At 74.5% G+C, this 16,602-nt stretch carries 13 protein-coding genes; 7 read left to right on the top strand and 6 right to left on the bottom strand.

Going from position 1 to position 16,602, the window contains the following annotated elements; genetic code table 11:
• Positions 1–1,084: LCP family protein (locus tag D1825_RS14015; RefSeq protein ID WP_325051492.1), on the top strand; the 1,084-nt coding region annotated here is incomplete at its 5' end.
• A gap of 7 nt (positions 1,085–1,091) precedes the next feature.
• Here D1825_RS14015 and purE read toward each other — a convergent pair.
• Both purE and D1825_RS14005 read right to left on the bottom strand, forming a co-directional pair.
• On the bottom strand, positions 1,092–1,634 hold the full coding sequence (gene purE, locus D1825_RS14010) for a 5-(carboxyamino)imidazole ribonucleotide mutase (RefSeq protein ID WP_118768024.1): 543 nt from the start codon (positions 1,632–1,634) through the stop codon (positions 1,092–1,094).
• A gap of 85 nt (positions 1,635–1,719) precedes the next feature.
• Positions 1,720–2,862, bottom strand: coding sequence for a 5-(carboxyamino)imidazole ribonucleotide synthase (locus tag D1825_RS14005; RefSeq protein WP_118768023.1), 1,143 nt, complete (start codon positions 2,860–2,862; stop codon positions 1,720–1,722).
• Between the two features lie 116 nt (positions 2,863–2,978).
• Here D1825_RS14005 and D1825_RS14000 point away from each other — a divergent pair, with 116 nt between their 5' ends.
• Complete coding sequence (locus D1825_RS14000) at positions 2,979–3,476, top strand: GtrA family protein (RefSeq protein ID WP_233549907.1); 498 nt, start codon at positions 2,979–2,981, stop codon at positions 3,474–3,476.
• A gap of 68 nt (positions 3,477–3,544) precedes the next feature.
• Here D1825_RS14000 and manA read toward each other — a convergent pair whose 3' ends face one another.
• The 3 genes from manA to D1825_RS13985 all read right to left on the bottom strand — a co-directional run bounded on the left by manA (position 3,545) and on the right by D1825_RS13985 (position 6,896).
• Complete coding sequence (gene manA / locus D1825_RS13995; protein ID WP_118768030.1) at positions 3,545–4,732, bottom strand: mannose-6-phosphate isomerase, class I; 1,188 nt, start codon at positions 4,730–4,732, stop codon at positions 3,545–3,547.
• Between the two features lie 133 nt (positions 4,733–4,865).
• Positions 4,866–6,191: an ATP-binding protein gene (locus D1825_RS13990; RefSeq protein ID WP_118768022.1), complete on the bottom strand. Its 1,326-nt coding sequence runs from the start codon at positions 6,189–6,191 to the stop codon at positions 4,866–4,868.
• A gap of 3 nt (positions 6,192–6,194) precedes the next feature.
• Positions 6,195–6,896: a response regulator transcription factor gene (locus D1825_RS13985; RefSeq protein ID WP_118768021.1), complete on the bottom strand. Its 702-nt coding sequence runs from the start codon at positions 6,894–6,896 to the stop codon at positions 6,195–6,197.
• A gap of 131 nt (positions 6,897–7,027) precedes the next feature.
• Here D1825_RS13985 and D1825_RS13980 point away from each other — a divergent pair, with 131 nt between their 5' ends.
• The 5 genes from D1825_RS13980 (at position 7,028) to D1825_RS13960 (ending at position 16,104) form a co-directional block, all read left to right on the top strand.
• On the top strand, positions 7,028–8,272 hold the full coding sequence (locus D1825_RS13980; protein ID WP_118768020.1) for a sensor histidine kinase: 1,245 nt from the start codon (positions 7,028–7,030) through the stop codon (positions 8,270–8,272).
• The gene (locus tag D1825_RS13975; protein WP_118768019.1) at positions 8,269–8,982 is read left to right on the top strand and encodes a response regulator; all 714 of its coding nucleotides are present in this window, start codon (positions 8,269–8,271) and stop codon (positions 8,980–8,982) included. The genes D1825_RS13980 and D1825_RS13975 overlap by 4 nt, the downstream gene beginning before the upstream one ends.
• 127 nt (positions 8,983–9,109) lie before the next feature.
• The gene (locus tag D1825_RS13970) at positions 9,110–9,898 is read left to right on the top strand and encodes an ABC transporter ATP-binding protein (RefSeq protein WP_118768018.1); all 789 of its coding nucleotides are present in this window, start codon (positions 9,110–9,112) and stop codon (positions 9,896–9,898) included.
• Positions 9,898–12,405, top strand: a complete 2,508-nt coding sequence (locus D1825_RS13965) for an ABC transporter permease (protein WP_118768017.1) — start codon at positions 9,898–9,900, stop codon at positions 12,403–12,405. The genes D1825_RS13970 and D1825_RS13965 overlap by 1 nt, the downstream gene beginning before the upstream one ends.
• A 171-nt stretch (positions 12,406–12,576) precedes the next feature.
• Entirely contained in the window at positions 12,577–16,104 is a 3,528-nt protein-coding gene (locus D1825_RS13960) for an FtsK/SpoIIIE domain-containing protein (RefSeq protein WP_158580739.1), read from the top strand.
• A 42-nt stretch (positions 16,105–16,146) separates the two neighbouring features.
• Here the strand turns inward: D1825_RS13960 and D1825_RS13955 are convergent, their stop codons facing one another.
• On the bottom strand, positions 16,147–16,554 hold the full coding sequence (locus tag D1825_RS13955) for a hypothetical protein (protein ID WP_118768015.1): 408 nt from the start codon (positions 16,552–16,554) through the stop codon (positions 16,147–16,149).
• Positions 16,555–16,602: the final 48 nt, after the last annotated feature.

Here is a 16,602-nt window from a genome sequence, read left to right as displayed (position 1 = left end):
TGCCCCGTCCCGCCCGGGCGGCCCCGCGCAGCGCTCCGGCCCCGCGCAGCGCTCCGGCCCCGCGCAGCGCTCCGGCCCCCCGCCGCGTCCCACCGACCCGGCAGCGACCGGCGGAGGCGAGCCGCCTAGCAAGCGGCGCCGCGGCCGCAAGGCGATCGTCCTCTCGATCGTCGCGGTCGTGCTCATCGCGCTCCTTGCCTGGCCGATCGGCCTGGTCATGTGGGCGAACGGCAAGATCCAGCACACCGAGGCACTGTCCGGCGCGAAGGGCACGGACGGCACGACCTACCTGCTGACCGGGTCCGACTCCCGTGCCGACGGCGGCGTGAAGGACGACGGCACGGTCGGCGCCCGCACGGACACGATCTTGCTGCTGCACGTCCCCGACAGCGGCCCCACGGCGCTGATCTCGCTCCCACGCGACACCTACGTCGACATCCCCGGGCACGGCCCCGCCAAGCTCAACGCGGCGTTCGCGTGGGGCGGGGCGCCGCTGCTCGTCGAGACGGTCGAGGGCCTGTCCGGTCTGACGATCGACCACTACGCCGAGATCGGCATGGCGGGCGTCAGAGGTGTCGTCAACGCGGTCGACGGCGTCCGGCTCTGCTACAGCAAGACGGTGGACGACAAGGACTCGAAGCTCACGTGGAAGGCCGGCTGCCACACGGTCCAGGGCAAGAAGGCGCTCGCCTTCGCGCGCATGCGCAAGGCCGACCCCAAGGGTGACATCGGCCGCGCGGAGCGCCAGCGCCAGCTCGTCTCCGCGATCATGGGCAAGGTCGACCCGAAGGCGCTCGTGCTGCACCCGTCGCGGCAGGTCGCCCTCATCGACGCCGCGACCGGCGCGCTGACGGTCGACGAGGACATGGGCATGATCGACATGGGCAAGATGGCCCTGGCGTTCAAGGCCGCGAACGGCGACGGCGGCATCACCGGCACGCCGCCGATCAAGAGCCTCGACTACCGCCCCGGCGGCGTCGGCTCGACCGTGCAGCTCGACCCGAAGAAGACGCCCGGGTTCTTCGAGGACATCCGCGACGGCAAGCTCGACCCGGGCAAGGTCGGCGGGATCCCGGGTTCGTAGGCTGCTCCTAGGCCTGGAACCCCATGCCCGGCCGGGCGTTGCCGGTCTGCGCGCGCAGACGCTCACCCTTGGCGTCTGCCTGCTCGCGCAGGCCCACCTGGAACGCCGCCATCGCCGTACGCAGCCGCGCCGCGTCGTCGTCCGTCCCGGAGGCGAGGATGCGCACCGCGAGCAGGCCGGCGTTGCGCGCCCCGCCGACCGAGACGGTCGCGACCGGCACGCCCGCGGGCATCTGCACGATCGACAGCAGCGAGTCCATGCCGTCGAGGTAGGCGAGCGGCACGGGCACGCCGACGACGGGCAGCGTCGTGACCGACGCGAGCATGCCCGGCAGGTGCGCCGCTCCCCCGGCTCCGGCGATGATCGCCCGCAGACCGCGGTCGGCGGCGGTGCGGCCGTAGTCGATCATCTTCTCGGGCTGACGATGCGCGGAGACGACGTCGACCTCGACCGGGACGTCGAACTCGGCCAGGACGTCGGCCGCGGCCTGCATGACCGGCCAGTCCGAGTCCGACCCCATGACGATCCCGACCAGGGCACCTGCAGCCATCGCGCTCTCCGTCCGTCCGTCGTGCCCGCGGCGCGTGCCGCGGGGCCCATCATCGCGTGCCATCGTGCAGGACGGCACGCGGCCGTCAGGCGGGAGACTCGCCGCGCAGCAGCGCCGCTGCCGCGTCCGCCCGTCGGCGCACGTCCGCGAGGTCGTCGCCCGACACGTTGACGTGGCCCAGCTTGCGGCCCGGGCGCACATCCTTGCCGTAGAGCTGCACCTTGGCGGCGGGATCCGCGGCGGTCACGGCCGCGAGCGCGTCCGTCAGGTCGGTCAGCGCGCTGCCCAGCACGTTCGCCATCACGGTCCACGTCGACCGCGCCGAGGTGTCGCCGAGCGGCAGGTCGAGGACCGCGCGCAGGTGTTGCTCGAACTGGCTGGTCACCGCCCCGTCGATGGTCCAGTGGCCCGAGTTGTGCGGGCGCATCGCGAGCTCGTTGACCACGACGTCGCCGTCGACCTCGAACAGCTCGACAGCGAGCACCCCGGCGACGTCGAGGCCGTTCGCGATCCGGACCGCGACGGCCACGGCGCGAGCCGCGAGCGCGGGGTCCAGGTCGGGCGCCGGGGCGATGACCTCGGCGCAGACGCCGTTGCGCTGCACCGACTCCACGACCGGCCAGGTGCGGACCTCGCCGGACGGGCGGCGCGCGACGAGCACCGCGAGCTCGCGCGTGAACGGCACCTTCTCCTCCGCGAGCAGCGGCACTCCCCCGTCCGCGGCGGCGGCGAACCAGTCGGCGACCTCGTCGGCCGATCGGACCACGCGCACGCCCTTGCCGTCGTACCCGCCGCGGGCGGTCTTCACCACGGCCTCGCCGGCGTCGGCGAGGAACGCCGTCAGGTCGTCGGGTCCGGCGAGCTCCGTCCAGCGCGGGCAGGGCGCGTCGAGCTCGGTGAGGCGACGGCGCATGACGATCTTGTCCTGCGCGTGCACGAGGGCGTGCGTGCCGGGGTGCACGGGGACGCCGTCGGCCGCGAGCCGGTCGAGCAGCGCGAACGGCACGTGCTCGTGCTCGAAGGTCAGGACGTCCGCGCCCACGGTCAGCGCCGCCACCGCGTCGGCGTCGGACGCCGCACCCACGGGCGCGTCCACGACGACCTGAGCGGCCGACGACGTGGGGCTCTCCACCAGCACGCGCAGGTGCACGCCCAGCGCGGTCGCCGCCGGCGCCATCATGCGGGCCAGCTGCCCACCACCGACCACGGCCACCACGGGAGCGCTCACGGGCGCCGAGCGTAGTCGAGCCGGACGAGAAGCTGGGTCCGCGACCAGGATGCGGGGCTATCCTCGCGGGGAACCGCACGACAGCAGCACCCGAGCAGCACCCGAGGAGCACCGCAGTGAGCGAGACCGACGAGGCCACCGTGGGTGCACCGGTCCCCGGTCCGCCCCCGCCGGCGGCCCTGAGCTGGGTCGTGATGCGCGCCCGCGCGCTCGAGATCGCCCGGTTCCTGTCCGTCGGCGGCGTGGCCTTCGTCGTCGACCTCGGCCTGTTCAACCTGCTGCGGTTCGGGCCTGGCCACGTCCTGGAGGGCAAGCCGATCACCGCGAAGGTCATCTCGGTCGCCGCCGCGACGCTCGTCTCGTGGCTCGGCAACCGGCACTGGACGTTCGCTGAGCACGCCACCCCGCAGCGCGGTCGCGAGCTGTTCGTGTTCGCCGTGATCAACGTGCTCTGCGCCGCGATCCCGATCGGCACGCTCGCGTTCTCGCACTACACGCTCGACCTGGTGTCGCAGACGGCGGACAACATCTCGACCGTCATCGGCATCGCGATCGGCACGGTGCTGCGCTACATCGGCTACAAGCGCTGGGTCTTCACGGGCCACCGCCCGTAGCGCCACCGCATGTCGGTCGCGGACGGTTCGTCGGGTGGGGTCACACAGCCGGAGCGGGCGGGCGGGGGTCAGGGGACGTCGGCCTGGACCAGGACGCCGTCGCCGCGGGCCGTCAACGGGCCGTCGGCTGCCGGGACGAACGCCGCCTGGCCGCGCTCGAGGACGAGCGTCCCGTCGAACTCGCCGTGGACCTCGACCTCGCCCTCGATGCAGACGATGACGCGGGGGCCGCGGCCCGGGATGCGGGTCGTGCCCTCGTCGGTGAGCCGGGTGACGGACAGCTCGAAGTCGTCGACCGGCGCGTAGAAGATCTCGGTCGAGGTGAACACGCGCTCGGGCGCGATGCGGATCGGCGGCGCCGCCACGGTGTCGAGCGTGGCGAGCAGCTCGTCGGTGTCGATGTGCTTGCCCGTGAACCCGGCGCGCAGCACGTTGTCGGAGTTCGCCATGATCTCGACCGCGAGCCCGCCCAGGTAGGCGTGCACGGCGCCCGCGGGCACGAAGAGCGCCTCGCCCGGGCGCAGCGTCACGGGGTTGAGGAGCACCGACGTCGCCGCGCCGGGGTCTCCGGGGTAGGCGGCCGCCAGGCGCATGACGGTCCGGTCCGTGCGCGGCGAGGGCGAGCCGTCCTCGAGCCGGCGCGCGCACGCCGCGGCGAACGCGTCCACGTCGGCCGCGCTGGGGCGCGTCTCGGCCGCGAGCAGCCAGGAGAACGCGGCCCGCACACCCGCCGACGTCGGGTCGGCCACGAGGATCTCCTGCAGCCGCGCCGCGAGCGGGACGTCGAGCCCCGTGAGCAGTTCCGCGGCGCGTCGCGGCGCACGGAAGCCGACCATGGCGTCGAACCGCGTGAGCGCGTAGACGAGCTCGGGCTTGTGGTTGCAGTCCTTGTAGTTGCGCTCGGCCGCGCCGAGCGGGATGCCCGCTGCCTCCTCGGCGGCGAAGCCGGCGCGCGCCCGCTCGATGTCGGGGTGCACCTGCAGCGACAGCGGCGCGTCGGCGGCGATGAGCTTGAGCAGGTAGGGCAGGTGGGCGCCGAACCGCGTCGCCACGCCCTCGCCGAGCGCGTACGTCGGGTCCGCCGCGATGAAGGCGTCGAGCGCCACGCCGTCCACGATCTGCGCGGGTGCGCTCGGGTGGGCCCCGAACCAGGCCTCGGCGAGCGGGAGCCCGTCGGGGACGGTGCGCAGCACGTCCTGGATGGCGGTCGTCGAACCCCATGCGTAGCGCTGGGTCGCGGGCGTCAGCCGGTACAACGTCACTCCTCGGGTCGCCTGGTCGAGCGGGTGCCGGTCACGCTACGGGACCGATGTGCCCAGACTGCCCGAGTTCGGCCGTCGTTCAGCCGATGTTCGGTGCCTCGTCGACCCCCGGCCAGCGCGCGCACGGCTACCTCCGCCGCCGGTCGTGGCGCGAGGCGACGACCGCGCCCAGCGGCAGCACGACGTCGGGCCGCAGCGACGCGGGCACGCCCGACAGGAACAGCGCGAAGACCGCCGGACGCCGCTGCGCGAGCTCGAGGCGTCCGCCGTCGGCCGCCGCCAGGTCACGCGCGAGGGCGAGCCCGAGCCCGGTCCCCGCGCCCGAGGTGACCTCGCGCTCGAAGATCCGGCCCGCGAGGTCGTCGGGCACGCCCGCACCCTCGTCGGCCACCTCGACGACGATCATCCCCGAGGGCCCACCGGGCCGGGAGCGGACCGTCGTCGTGCCGGCTCCGTGCTTGAGCGAGTTCTCGATCAGCGTCGCGAGCACCTGCGCGAGCGCGCCGGGGGTCGCGAGCACCTGCGTGGAGCTGTCCACCTCGACCGCGAGGCGGCGGCCGGCAACCTCGAACGTGGGCGCCCACTCCTCCTCCTGCTGGTGGACGACCTCGATCAGGTCGACAGCCTCGGTCGTCCCGCCCTGGCTGCGGCGCGAGGCCATCAGCAGGTCGTCGACGACGCGTACGAGCCGCTCGACCTGCTCGAGCGAGATGCGGCCCTCCTCGCGGATCTCCTCGGAGTCCGTGGCGAGCATGATCTCCTCGAGCCGCATCGACAGCGCCGTCAGGGGCGTGCGCAGCTGGTGGGACGCGTCCGCAGCGAACTGCCGCTCGGCCGCGAGCCGCCCGGCCATGCGGTCGGCGCTGCGCGCGAGCTCGGCCGCGACGAGGTCGATCTCCTCCACGCCCGACGGCTCGACGCGCGGTCTCACCTGCCCGGAGCCGAGCTGCTCGGCCGACGCGGCCAGGTACACGAGCGGAGCGGTGAGCCGGTTGGCCTGCCAGATCGCCATCGCGATGCCCGCGGCGAACGCGACGATCGCGGCGGCCACGACGAGCGCGATGACCCGCGCGCTCAGCCAGAACACGTCCCACCACGACACGTACAGCAGCACAGTCGAGCCGGCCGTCGAGTCGGCCTGGACCGAGAGGCTGCGCCCCGTGATCCGGTCACCCGCGTGGTAGACCTCGCCGGTCGGGGCGCGCACGACGACGGATGCGTCGATCTCCTCGTCGTCCAGGCCCGTGTACGGCTCGAACATGCGGTCCGTGAGGTCGATGTTGTTCTCGACGCGGAAGTCCACGGCCCGGGCCGCCGACTGCGCGCGCGACTGCAGCGTCTGCATCTCGTTCTCGCGCACCAGCTGGGCGCCGAGGAACGCGAGGGGGAAGCCGAGCAGGACGACCGCGACCGTGACGGCCGCGATGGTCGCCTGCAGGACGCGACGTCGCAAAGGTCAGCCTCGCTCGGGACTGCTCGGGCTGCCGGTCTCGAACCGGAAGCCCATCCCTCGCACGGTCGTGACGTAGCGCGGCGCGTTGGCGTCGTCGCCGAGCTTGCGACGCAGCCACGACACGTGCATGTCGAGGGTCTTGGTCGAGCCCGTCGGGTCGGAGTCCCACACCTCGCGCATGAGCGTCTCGCGTGCGACGACGGCGCCCGCGGCCCCGACGAGCACGCGCAGCAGCTCGAACTCCTTGGCCGTCAGGTGCAGCTCGCGCTCACCCTGGAACGCGCGGTGCGCGGCGACGTCGACGCGCACGTTCTGCGCGTGCAGCTCGTCCTCGTCGGCCGGCTCGCCGACCGTACGGCGCAGCAGGGCGCGGACCCGCGCGAGCAGCTCGGCCAGGCGGAAGGGCTTGGTCACGTAGTCGTCGGCACCCGCGTCGAGCCCGACGACGAGGTCCACCTCGTCGGCGCGCGCGGTCAGCACGAGCACGGGAGTGGTGAGCCCGAGGTTGCGGATGGCGCGCGCGACGTCGAGGCCGTCCATGTCCGGCAGGCCCAGGTCGAGGACGACGAGATCCGCCGCGGCGGCACCGTCGATCGCTCCTTGACCAGTTCCTTGCACTCGCACGTCATAACCTTCACGTCCCAGCGCGCGAGCCAAAGGCTCGGCAATGGCGGGATCGTCCTCGGCCAGCAGCACCAGGGTCATTCGCCCATGTTAGGTCACGAGTGCATCCCTGACGCCAGACCGGCACGCCCACCCGTGGTCGGATGCGTCACGCCGGGCAGTCCTCCCCCGGGCCGACGCCCGCGGGCGCGGGCCACCCCTACCCTCGGGGGGTGAACACCTGGGACCGCCTGCTGGCGTGGGAGGAGCGCCACCGGTTCCTCGTGGACCTCGTCGGGACGCTCGCCCTGCTCCTGTTCATGGTCCCGGCGACGATCGCGTTCGGCTACACGTCGTTCGGGTCGACCCCGTCGACGAGCCTGTGGCTCACGTTCGCGCTCCTCGCCCCGCTGGCGTGGCGACGCGTCAGCCCCACCCTCTCCTGCGCCGCGATCTACACGATCGCTCTGGTGCAGATGGTGCTCGTGACGCCGATCGCGCTGCCCGCCGACCTCGTCGTCCTCGCCGCGCTGTACTCGGTCACCGTGCACGGGCCGCGCTGGGCGCACCGCGTCGCGATCGGTGGAGCCCTGTTCGGCTCGATGGTGCTCGTCGGCCTCGCGGCGCGGTACGCCGCGGTGGACCGCACGACCGCCGTAGCTGCGGGCGCCTTCGCGGCGATCCTGTCGCTGGCCGTGTGGGCCTTCGGGCTGGTGCGCCGCTCGCGGCGCGAGACCATCGAGGCCCTCGTCGACCGGGCGGAGCGCCTCGAGACCGAGCGGGACCAGCAGGCCCGGCTGGCCACGGCCGCCGAGCGCGCCCGGATCGCGCGCGAGATGCACGACATCGTGGCCCACTCCCTGACCGTGATGATCGCCCAGGCCGACGGCGGCCGGTACGCCGCCGACGCCGATCCGCCTGCCGCGACGCGCGCCCTGGGCACGATCGCCGAGACGGGCCGCGCCGCCCTGACCGACATGCGCCGCCTGCTCGGCGTGCTGCGCGACGAGCCGCGTCCGGAGCGCGGCGACGCCCCGACGCTGGGCACCACCACGCCGCAGCCGGCCGCCGACGACCTCGAGGCGCTCGTCGAGCAGGTGCGCGCGAGCGGCGTGCGGGTGTCGATGGTCAAGATGGGCTCGCCCCGACCGCTGCCACCCGGCGTCGGGCTCACCGTCTACCGGATCGCCCAGGAGGCGCTCACCAACGTGCTCAAGCACGCCGGCCCCGAGCCGGTCACGACCGTCATGGTGCAGTGGCGCCCGGACGGCATCACGCTCGAGGTCACCGACGACGGGCGGGGCGCCGCCGCGGACAGCGACGGGCTCGGCCAGGGTCTGCGCGGCATGGCCGAGCGCGCGACGATGTTCGGCGGCAGCGTCACCGCGGGACCGCGCCCCGGCGGCGGGTTCCGCGTCCGTGCCGTCATCCCGACCCCGGACGGCTCGCACCGTCCCGACCAGCAGGAGACCCCGTGAGCGACGACCAGGTCCGCGTGGCCGTGGTGGACGACCAGCAGCTCGTGCGCGCGGGTTTCCGCATGGTCATCGACTCCCAGCCCGACCTCACGGTCGTGGTCGAGGCGGGCGACGGCGCGCAGGCCGTCCGCGCGCTGATCCCGCCGGCCGCGACCCGCGTGGACGTCGTGCTCATGGACGTACGCATGCCGACGATGGACGGGCTGACCGCCACCGCGCAGATCGTCGCCGCCGGAACCCCGGACTCCCCCGCGCCCCGGGTGATCGTGCTGACCACGTTCGATCTCGACGAGTACGTCCTGGCCGCGATCCGGGCCGGCGCGAGCGGCTTCCTGCTCAAGGACGCCCCGCCCGAGGAGATGCTCGCCGCGATCCGCACCGTCCACAACGGCGACGCGGTCATCGCCCCGTCGAGCACGCGGCGCCTGCTCGAGCACCTGATCACGGCTCTGCCGCCCGACGAGCCGGGCGCGGCGACCGACCCCGCGCGGCTCGCCGTCGCGGACCTGACCGAGCGCGAGCGGGAGGTCCTGGTCCTCATGGCCCGCGGGCGCTCGAACACCGAGATCGGCCAGGACCTGTTCGTCGCCGAGGCCACCGTCAAGACGCACGTCGGCCGGATCCTGGCCAAGCTCGGCGCGCGCGACCGGGTCCAGGCCGTGGTCACGGCGTACGAGACCGGCCTCGTCCGCCCCGGGGACACCCCCTGAGTCGTGCACCGGGTCGTCCCACGGGATGACCGGTCCTCCCCCAGGACCAGCCCGCAGCCCGATGCCCCGCCGCCGGGGTGCCGCCTAGCGTCGAGGTATCACCGACGACGAAGGAACGAGCACCCACGTGAGCATCGATGTGAGCACCACCCCGACAGCCTCAGCGAACGCCTCGAGCGCCTCCAGCGCCCGCGGCCTGACCAAGGTCTACGGATCGGGAGCCGCCGCCGTGCGCGCCCTGGACGCCGTCGACGTCGACTTCGCCGCCGGCGCGTTCACCGCGATCATGGGCCCCTCGGGGTCCGGCAAGTCCACGCTCATGCACCTGCTGGCCGGCCTGGACCAGGCGAGCTCGGGACGTGCCCTGCTGGGCGAGACCGACATCACGACGCTCGACGACGACGCCCTGACGGCCCTGCGCCGCGACCGGGTCGGCTTCGTCTTCCAGTCGTTCAACCTGCTGCCGATGTTCACCGCCGAGCAGAACGTGCTGCTGCCGCTGGACCTGGCTGGCGTGTCCGTCGACCAGCAGTGGTTCGACACGCTCGTCGACACCCTGGGCCTCGCGGCGCGCCTCTCGCACCGCCCCAGCGAGCTGTCCGGTGGGCAGCAGCAGCGCGTGGCCATCGCCCGTGCCCTGATCGCCAAGCCCGAGGTCGTGTTCGCCGACGAGCCCACGGGCAACCTCGACTCCCGCTCGGGCGCCGAGGTGCTCAGCTTCCTGCGCCGCTCGGTCCGCGAGCTCGGCCGCACGGTCATCATGGTCACGCACGACCCGGCCGCGGCCGCCTACGCCGACCGCGTGGTGCTGCTGGCCGACGGCCGGATCGCGGGCGAGATCCTCGACCCGACGCCCGAGTCCGTGCTCGCGGGACTCGACGCGCTGCGCTCGCTCGACACGGTCGTGGGTGCCTGATGCTGCGACTGACCCTCGCCCAGATGCGGCGCAGCCTGGGGCGGCTCGCCGCCGCGGGCATCGCGATCGCCATCGGCACCGCGTTCGTCACGGCGACGCTGATCGCCGGCAACGTGTTCTCCGACACCACCCGCAACGCGCTGACTGCTCGGTTCGGCGACGCGGACCTGGTCGTGGTCGACGCACGTGCGACCGCAGAACAGCTCGCCGCCGCGCGCGCGACGTCCGGCGTGGCATCGGCCTCGACGCTCGTGACGGGGTACGTCCAGATCGGTGGGAACCAGCGCGGTGAGTACCTGAAGATGATCGGCCAGGCTTCCGACCCGGCTTTCGACACGCTCGACGCCACGTCGGGAGCTCTGGCGAAGAACGGCGAGATCGCTCTGCCCGAGACCACCGCGAAGCGTCTCGGCGTCGGCGTCGGCGACACGGTCCAGGTCACCTACGTCCCCGCGGGCGCGACGGTGGAGAAGGTCGACCAGGTCACCGTCTCGGGGATCGTCGACGACCCCGCCGGCGCGTGGACCGAGTACGGCGGCGCAGGCTCCGCGACCGCCGGCGACCTGGAGCGCTGGAACGGCGCGCCGCTTGAGTCGAACACGATCCTGATCCGCACGGACGACCCGACGGCGACCCGCGACCGACTGGCCTCGACGTTGCCGGCCGGCGGCGAGGTCCTCACCAAGAAGGACGCTGCCGATCAGGCGATGGGGCAGCTGTCCGACAGCAACGTGAACTTCGTCGTGATGCTCGTCCTCGGCTTCGGGGCCGTCGCTCTGCTCGTCGCCGGCCTCGTCATCGCCAACACCTTCCAGGTACTCGTCGCCCAGCGCACCCGGACTCTCGCGCTGCTCCGGTGCGTCGGCGCGCGTCGCTCGCAGCTGCGCGCCTCGGTCCTGCTCGAGGCGTCCCTGCTCGGCATCAGCGCCTCGGTGATCGGCGTCGTCGCCGGTGCGACCCTGGCTCAGGCCACCCTGTGGGCACTGGACGGCACGAACACCGGCGCTGGGCGGCTGCCCACCACGATCACCGTCTCCGCCGTGACCATCCTGGTCCCGCTCGTCGTCGGCGCGCTCGTGACCGTCGCCTCCTCGCTCGTGCCCGCCCGCGCCGCGACCCGTGTCGCGCCCATCGCCGCCCTCCGCCCCGCGGACGCTCCGACGGTGCGCTCCACTGCGGGCACCGTCCGGCTGGTCCTGTCGCTCGTGATGGCGATCGGCGGTCTCCTCGGCCTGCTGCTGTCCGTCGCGGCGGCGCACCTCAGCCCGATGCTCGGTCTGGGACTGGGGGTCATGGCCGGCGCAGTGTCGTTCGTCGGCGTGCTCGTCGGCGCGGTGTTCTGGGTGCCCAGGGTCGTCGGGCGCGTTGGTGGGCTGCTCGCCCGCTCGGGTTCGAGCACGCGGCTGGCCGTCGCGAACTCGGTGCGCAACCCGCGCCGCACTGCCGCGACCAGCACAGCGCTCCTGATCGGCGTCACGCTCGTGTCGCTGATGAGCACGGGCGCCGCAAGCGCCCGGTCCTCGCTGGCCAGCGGCCTCGACCAGCAGTTCCCGGTCGACATGGTGCTGACCTCGACGACGGGCATCGAGGGCCAGGGCATCGCCGCGCTGCCGGCGACGACCATGCAGCAGGTCCGCTCGGTCGACGGCGTGGCGGACGCGATCGAGCTGCGGGCGGCATCGCTCCAGTCCGACGCGGGCTACTACTTCGACGTCGTGGCGATCGACCCCGCTCGCGCCGCCGACATCCTGCGTGACAGCTCCACCGTCGACCACCTCGACGACGGGACGCTCGTCACCGGGACCCTGGAAGGCGAGGGGGCCGGCACGCACGCCTTCCACGCCATCGAAGGGGCTTCGGCCGCGGGGACGTCGGACCGCTCGCTCACGGTGGTCGGTGCCCGCGGGTTGGGCCAGACCTCGCTGGTCACGCCGGCCACGATCGCCGAGCTGGCACCCAGCTCCGTGACGACGACGATCTGGGTGCGCTTCGACAAGGACGCGGACCCCGCGACCGTGCTGAACGACGTCCGCGAGGTGGTCGACCCTGACATCGCGGTGCAGAGCGCAGGTGCCGAGCGGCGCAGCTACGAGCAAACGATCGACGCGCTGCTCGCGATCGTGGTCGGCCTGCTCGGGGTCGCGGTGCTCATCGCGCTCATCGGCGTGGCCAACACGCTGTCGCTGTCGGTGCTCGAGCGCCGTCGCGAGTCGGCCACGCTGCGGGCAATCGGCCTGTCCAAGCGCCAGCTGCGGATCTCGCTGGGCGTCGAGGGGATGCTCATCGCGGGAGTCGGCGCGCTGCTCGGGGTGCTGCTCGGCCTCGTGTACGGCTGGGCCGGGTCCGCGATCATCTTCGGGGCCTTCGGCGACCTGCGGCTCGCCGTCGCGTGGCGCGACCTCGCGATCGTGCTGGTCGTCGCGGTGGCCGCCGGGCTGGTCGCGTCGGTCCTGCCGGCGCGGCGCGCGGCGCGCACGTCGCCGGTCGCGGCCCTCGGGGTCGAGTAGGAGCTCTCGGCGTCGGGAAGGGGGTGCTCGACGCCGAGCAGGAACGATCACCGTCGTCTGAGGGGGCGCCGGTGGTCACGAGCCGACCGGACGGCCTGTGGACCGGGGGAACCTCCCCGGATCGACAGGTCCGTCCGGTCGGCTCGTTCACGCCCGGGGCACGCTCGTCGGGTGCGTCTGACCGTGTCCTCCCCCGCCGCTGACCTCGACGTCGAGGCGGACGTCGGCACACGGGTCGGCGTGCTTCGCCCGCAGATCGCCCGGCTGACCGGCGAGCCGGGTTGGGCGGTCGAGCAGCTCACGGTCGGCGGCCGCACGCTCGACGACTCGCACGCGGTCGGGCACGCGCCCCTGGTGCTCGGCGCCGTCGTGCGCCTCGGTCCCGGGCTCGTCGATCCGGCCGTCCTGGCCGTGCGTGCGCCGTGGCACGTCGCCGTCCTCGCCGGGCCTGCGGCCGGCGACCTCGTCGGGCTCGACCTCGGCAGGGAGGTGCGGGTCGGAGGTGTGCGCGTGCGTGCCGGCCGCCGGGGCGTGCGCATCCGCGGACACCGGGGGCGACGGTGGCGGCTCGGGCGGGTCGTCGTCGACGGCGCCGCCCGGTACGCGCTCCGGACGCCCGCCACCGCCCGCGGCGACGCACAGCCCCCGGGTGTGGACCGGTCGCTCGACCACGCCCCGCCAGCACTCACGTGGCTCGCACCCCTCGTCGGCGCCGGCGCCCTCGCGGCAGTGACCCGCCAGCCCGCGTTCCTGGTGGCGGCGCTCGCCGTCCCGCTCGTGACCCTCGCGCCGCGGCTGGCGCGGCGGTTCCGGCGCCGTCCCTCCGCCCCTGTCCCGCCCGGTGCCGGTGACCTCGCAGCCGTGGTCGCCCGGTCCGCGTGCGCGGTCGACGCCGTGGTACCGCCCACGGCGTGGAGCGGTCCCTGGGGCGCGGACGGCTCACTCGCCGTGGTCGGTCCACGCGCGGAGGCGTTGGCCCTCGCCCGCTCGGTCGCCCTGGGCACGGTCGGATCGCACGCCGACGTGGGTCTCGTCGTCCTCTCGACCGCGCCCGACGACTGGCGCTGGGCGCGATGGGTCACGACGAACGCGCTGCCCGGACCCGGTGCGACCGACACCCTCGTCGTGGCCGACGGGCGTGACGAGCTCGCACGGGCCGCCCGGTGGCGAACCGGCTCCCCAGCCCGGCACCGGCTCCTGCTGGTCCTCGCCGACCCGCGCGACGTCCCGGCGTGGTGCTCCGCGGTCCTGCCGACCGGTGGCGGCGTCGACGGGCCGACGACGGACGCCGCGGAGGCTCAGCTGCGGCGCGCGATCGCCCACCACCGACGTGACGCTGCGACCGTGCCCGACGCGGTCGCGCTCGGTGACCTCCCGGGCATCCCGCCGCCCGTGCCCGCAGCGGTGACTGGCCGGTGGCATGCCTGCGCAGGACCGCTCGTGCCCGTCGTCGGCCGCGGACCAGGCGGCTCCGCGGTCCACCTCGACCTGGCTCGGGACGGACCGCACGTCCTCGTCGGTGGCACCACGGGCGCCGGCAAGTCCGAGCTGCTCGTCGCCCTGGTCCTGTCGTGCGCGCTCCACCAGCCACCCGAGCGGCTGGCGGTGCTGCTCGTGGACTTCAAGGGCGGCACGGGACTCGGCCCGGTCGCGCGGCTGCCGCACGTCGTCGACCACGTCAGCGACCTCGACCCGGCGACGGCGCAGCGCGTGCTGGTCGGGCTGCGCGCCGAGGTGCGTCGCCGCGAGCGCATCCTCGCCGCGGCCGGTGCACGCGACCTCGACGACCTCGACGCCGCGGACGTCGTGACACCGCCGCGACTGCTCGTCGTGGTGGACGAGCTGCGCGCACTGGTCGACGACGTGCCGGGCGCCACGGCGACGTTCGCCCGGCTGGCCGCCGTCGGCCGCGCGCTCGGCATCCACCTCGTGCTCGCGACGCAGCGGCCGGCGGGTGCCGTCGGCGCCGACCTGCGGGCCAACGTCTCGCTGCGGATCGCCCTGCGGGTGACCGACGACGCGGACTCCACCGACATCATCGACGTCCCCGATGCGGCGCGCATCGACCCTCGCACGCCCGGTCGCGCGCTCGTCCGCGCCGGGTCGGGGCTCGAGCGGGTGCAGGTCGCCCGCGCCCTCGCGCGCGGCACGCGGCCCGCCGTGCGGCTCGCCGACGCACGCGCAGGATGGCGACCAGGCGCGCCAGAAGCGCCCGACGACGTCGCGGCGTGGGTCAGGGCCGCCCGCGTGGCCGCCGGGCTCGACGTCACCACGGCGCCCGGCGGGGTGGTCCGACGACCCGACGTCCCCTGGCTGCCCGCGCTCCCGGCGACCGTCACGAGCGCCGACCTCGCCCGGGACGAGCCCTCCGCGGACCGCATCCCCCTCGCACTGACCGACGAACCCGCAGACCAGCGCCGGGGCGTCGCGTGCTGGGCGCCCGACGAGGGCCACCTCCTGGTCCTCGGCGGCCCCCGCTCGGGCCGGACGACCACGCTCCTGCGCGTCGGGACGGCTGCCCTGCTGGCCGGGCGGACCGTGCACGCGATCGGCCTGCCGCCGTGGGCGATCGACCACCTCGAGCACGTGGGCGGGACCCTCGGCACCGTCACGTCGCCCGACGAGCCTCGCGTGGTCGCCCATCTCCTGCGTCTCCTGACCGACCGCGGACGCCTCGCCACGGGCGGGACCACGGGGCTGCCGGTCCTGCTGGTCGACGGCCTCGACGCCGCGCTCGACGCGTTGAGCCGCATCCAGCGCGGCGCCGGCGCGGACCTGCTGACGGCGACGTGGCGTGGCAGCGCGCGGCACCTCGCCCTGGCCGCGTCGGGCGACGTGCGCGGCACCGTCCTGGCCCACGCCGCGGCCTTCCGCGACCGGCTCGTCCTCCCGGTGCCGGATGCGGGCCTCGACCTGCTGGCGGGCGTCCCGCGTGGACTGGCGGACGGCCGCTCACACCCAGGCCGTGCCGTCCACCTCGACGGCGAGCGCGCGGCGCTGTGCCAGGTCGCCCTGCCGTCCGCCGACCAGGCGCGCAAGCCGACCGTGGCCCCCGTCCGCCTCCGCCCGCTGCCGGCGGTCGCCCGGCCGCCGGGCGCTCCGCGGCGTCCGGCGACTTTGGCGGCGGTCCCGCTCGGGATCGGCGGCGAGTCCGCGGGAGAGGTGCTCGTCGACCTCGGGCGCGGGCTCCTCGTCGCCGGCCCGCCGGGCTCCGGCCGCACGAGCACTCTCGTCGTGATCGCCAGCGGCGCGCTCGTGGCAGGTGCGCACGCCCTGACGACGAGCACGGGGCCCTGGCCACCCGGGGTGGAGCGCATCGACCCCCGACTGCTGCGATCCTGGTCACCGGCTCACGGGCCGCCTCCGGTCCTGCTCGTCGACGACCTCGACGAGCTCGAGCGCGACGACCCGTCCCTGGTCGACCGGATGGCTGAGCTCGTGACGAGCGGCACCGCGCTGGTCGTGGCCACGGCGGACGGCCACGCGGCAGCGGGCGCCTACCGCGGCGCGCTCGCGGCGCTGGTGCGGCGGCGGGCGATGGTCGTCCTCGACCCGCTCGACGCTGCCTCGGCGGATCTCGTCGGCCCGAGCGCGGGCTGGCTCGCCGATCCCGTGAGCCCGGCGGGCCGGGGCGTGGTCGTCCGGGGCAGGCAAGGAGTTCCGGTGCAGGTCTACCGCTCCGCGCAGGACGCGCCCTGACGTCGCTCCCGCGGCGTCCGACGAGCCGGGCGCGCGACGGCGTCAGCGCCGGTCGGTGCCGTCGGTCGCCGCCGTGCGCGCGGTGACCGCCACGACCGACGGCAGCAGGAGCCCGATGCCGACCACGAGCGCGACCACGACGACGGCCACGCCCCAGACCGACACCTCGACGCCCAACCAGCCGAGCGCCAGCACGACCAGGAACACCTGCCAGGTGATGACGGGCGACCGCGCCCACCGGCGGCGGTTCCACAGCCCGCGCGCGCAGAAGCCGAGCAGCGTGGCGATGGCGAGGCAGAACACCACGAGGAAGACGACCGCGCCGGGGAGCTCGGCCCCGTTGCGGACGAGGTCGACGAGCCACGCGACCCCGAGTCCGACGAAGGCGAGAGCCTCGACGAGCACGAGGAGGCACACGACGAGCAGCAACGGGGGTCGACGTTCATCCACCGGACGAGGGTAGGCCGAACACCGCTGCACGCGCGCCAACTGGACAAA

The organism is Cellulomonas rhizosphaerae, assembly GCF_003470205.1.
In the GTDB taxonomy this organism is placed as follows: Bacteria; Actinomycetota; Actinomycetes; order Actinomycetales; family Cellulomonadaceae; genus Cellulomonas; species Cellulomonas rhizosphaerae.
This window is presented reverse-complemented; position numbering and strand designations above follow the sequence as displayed.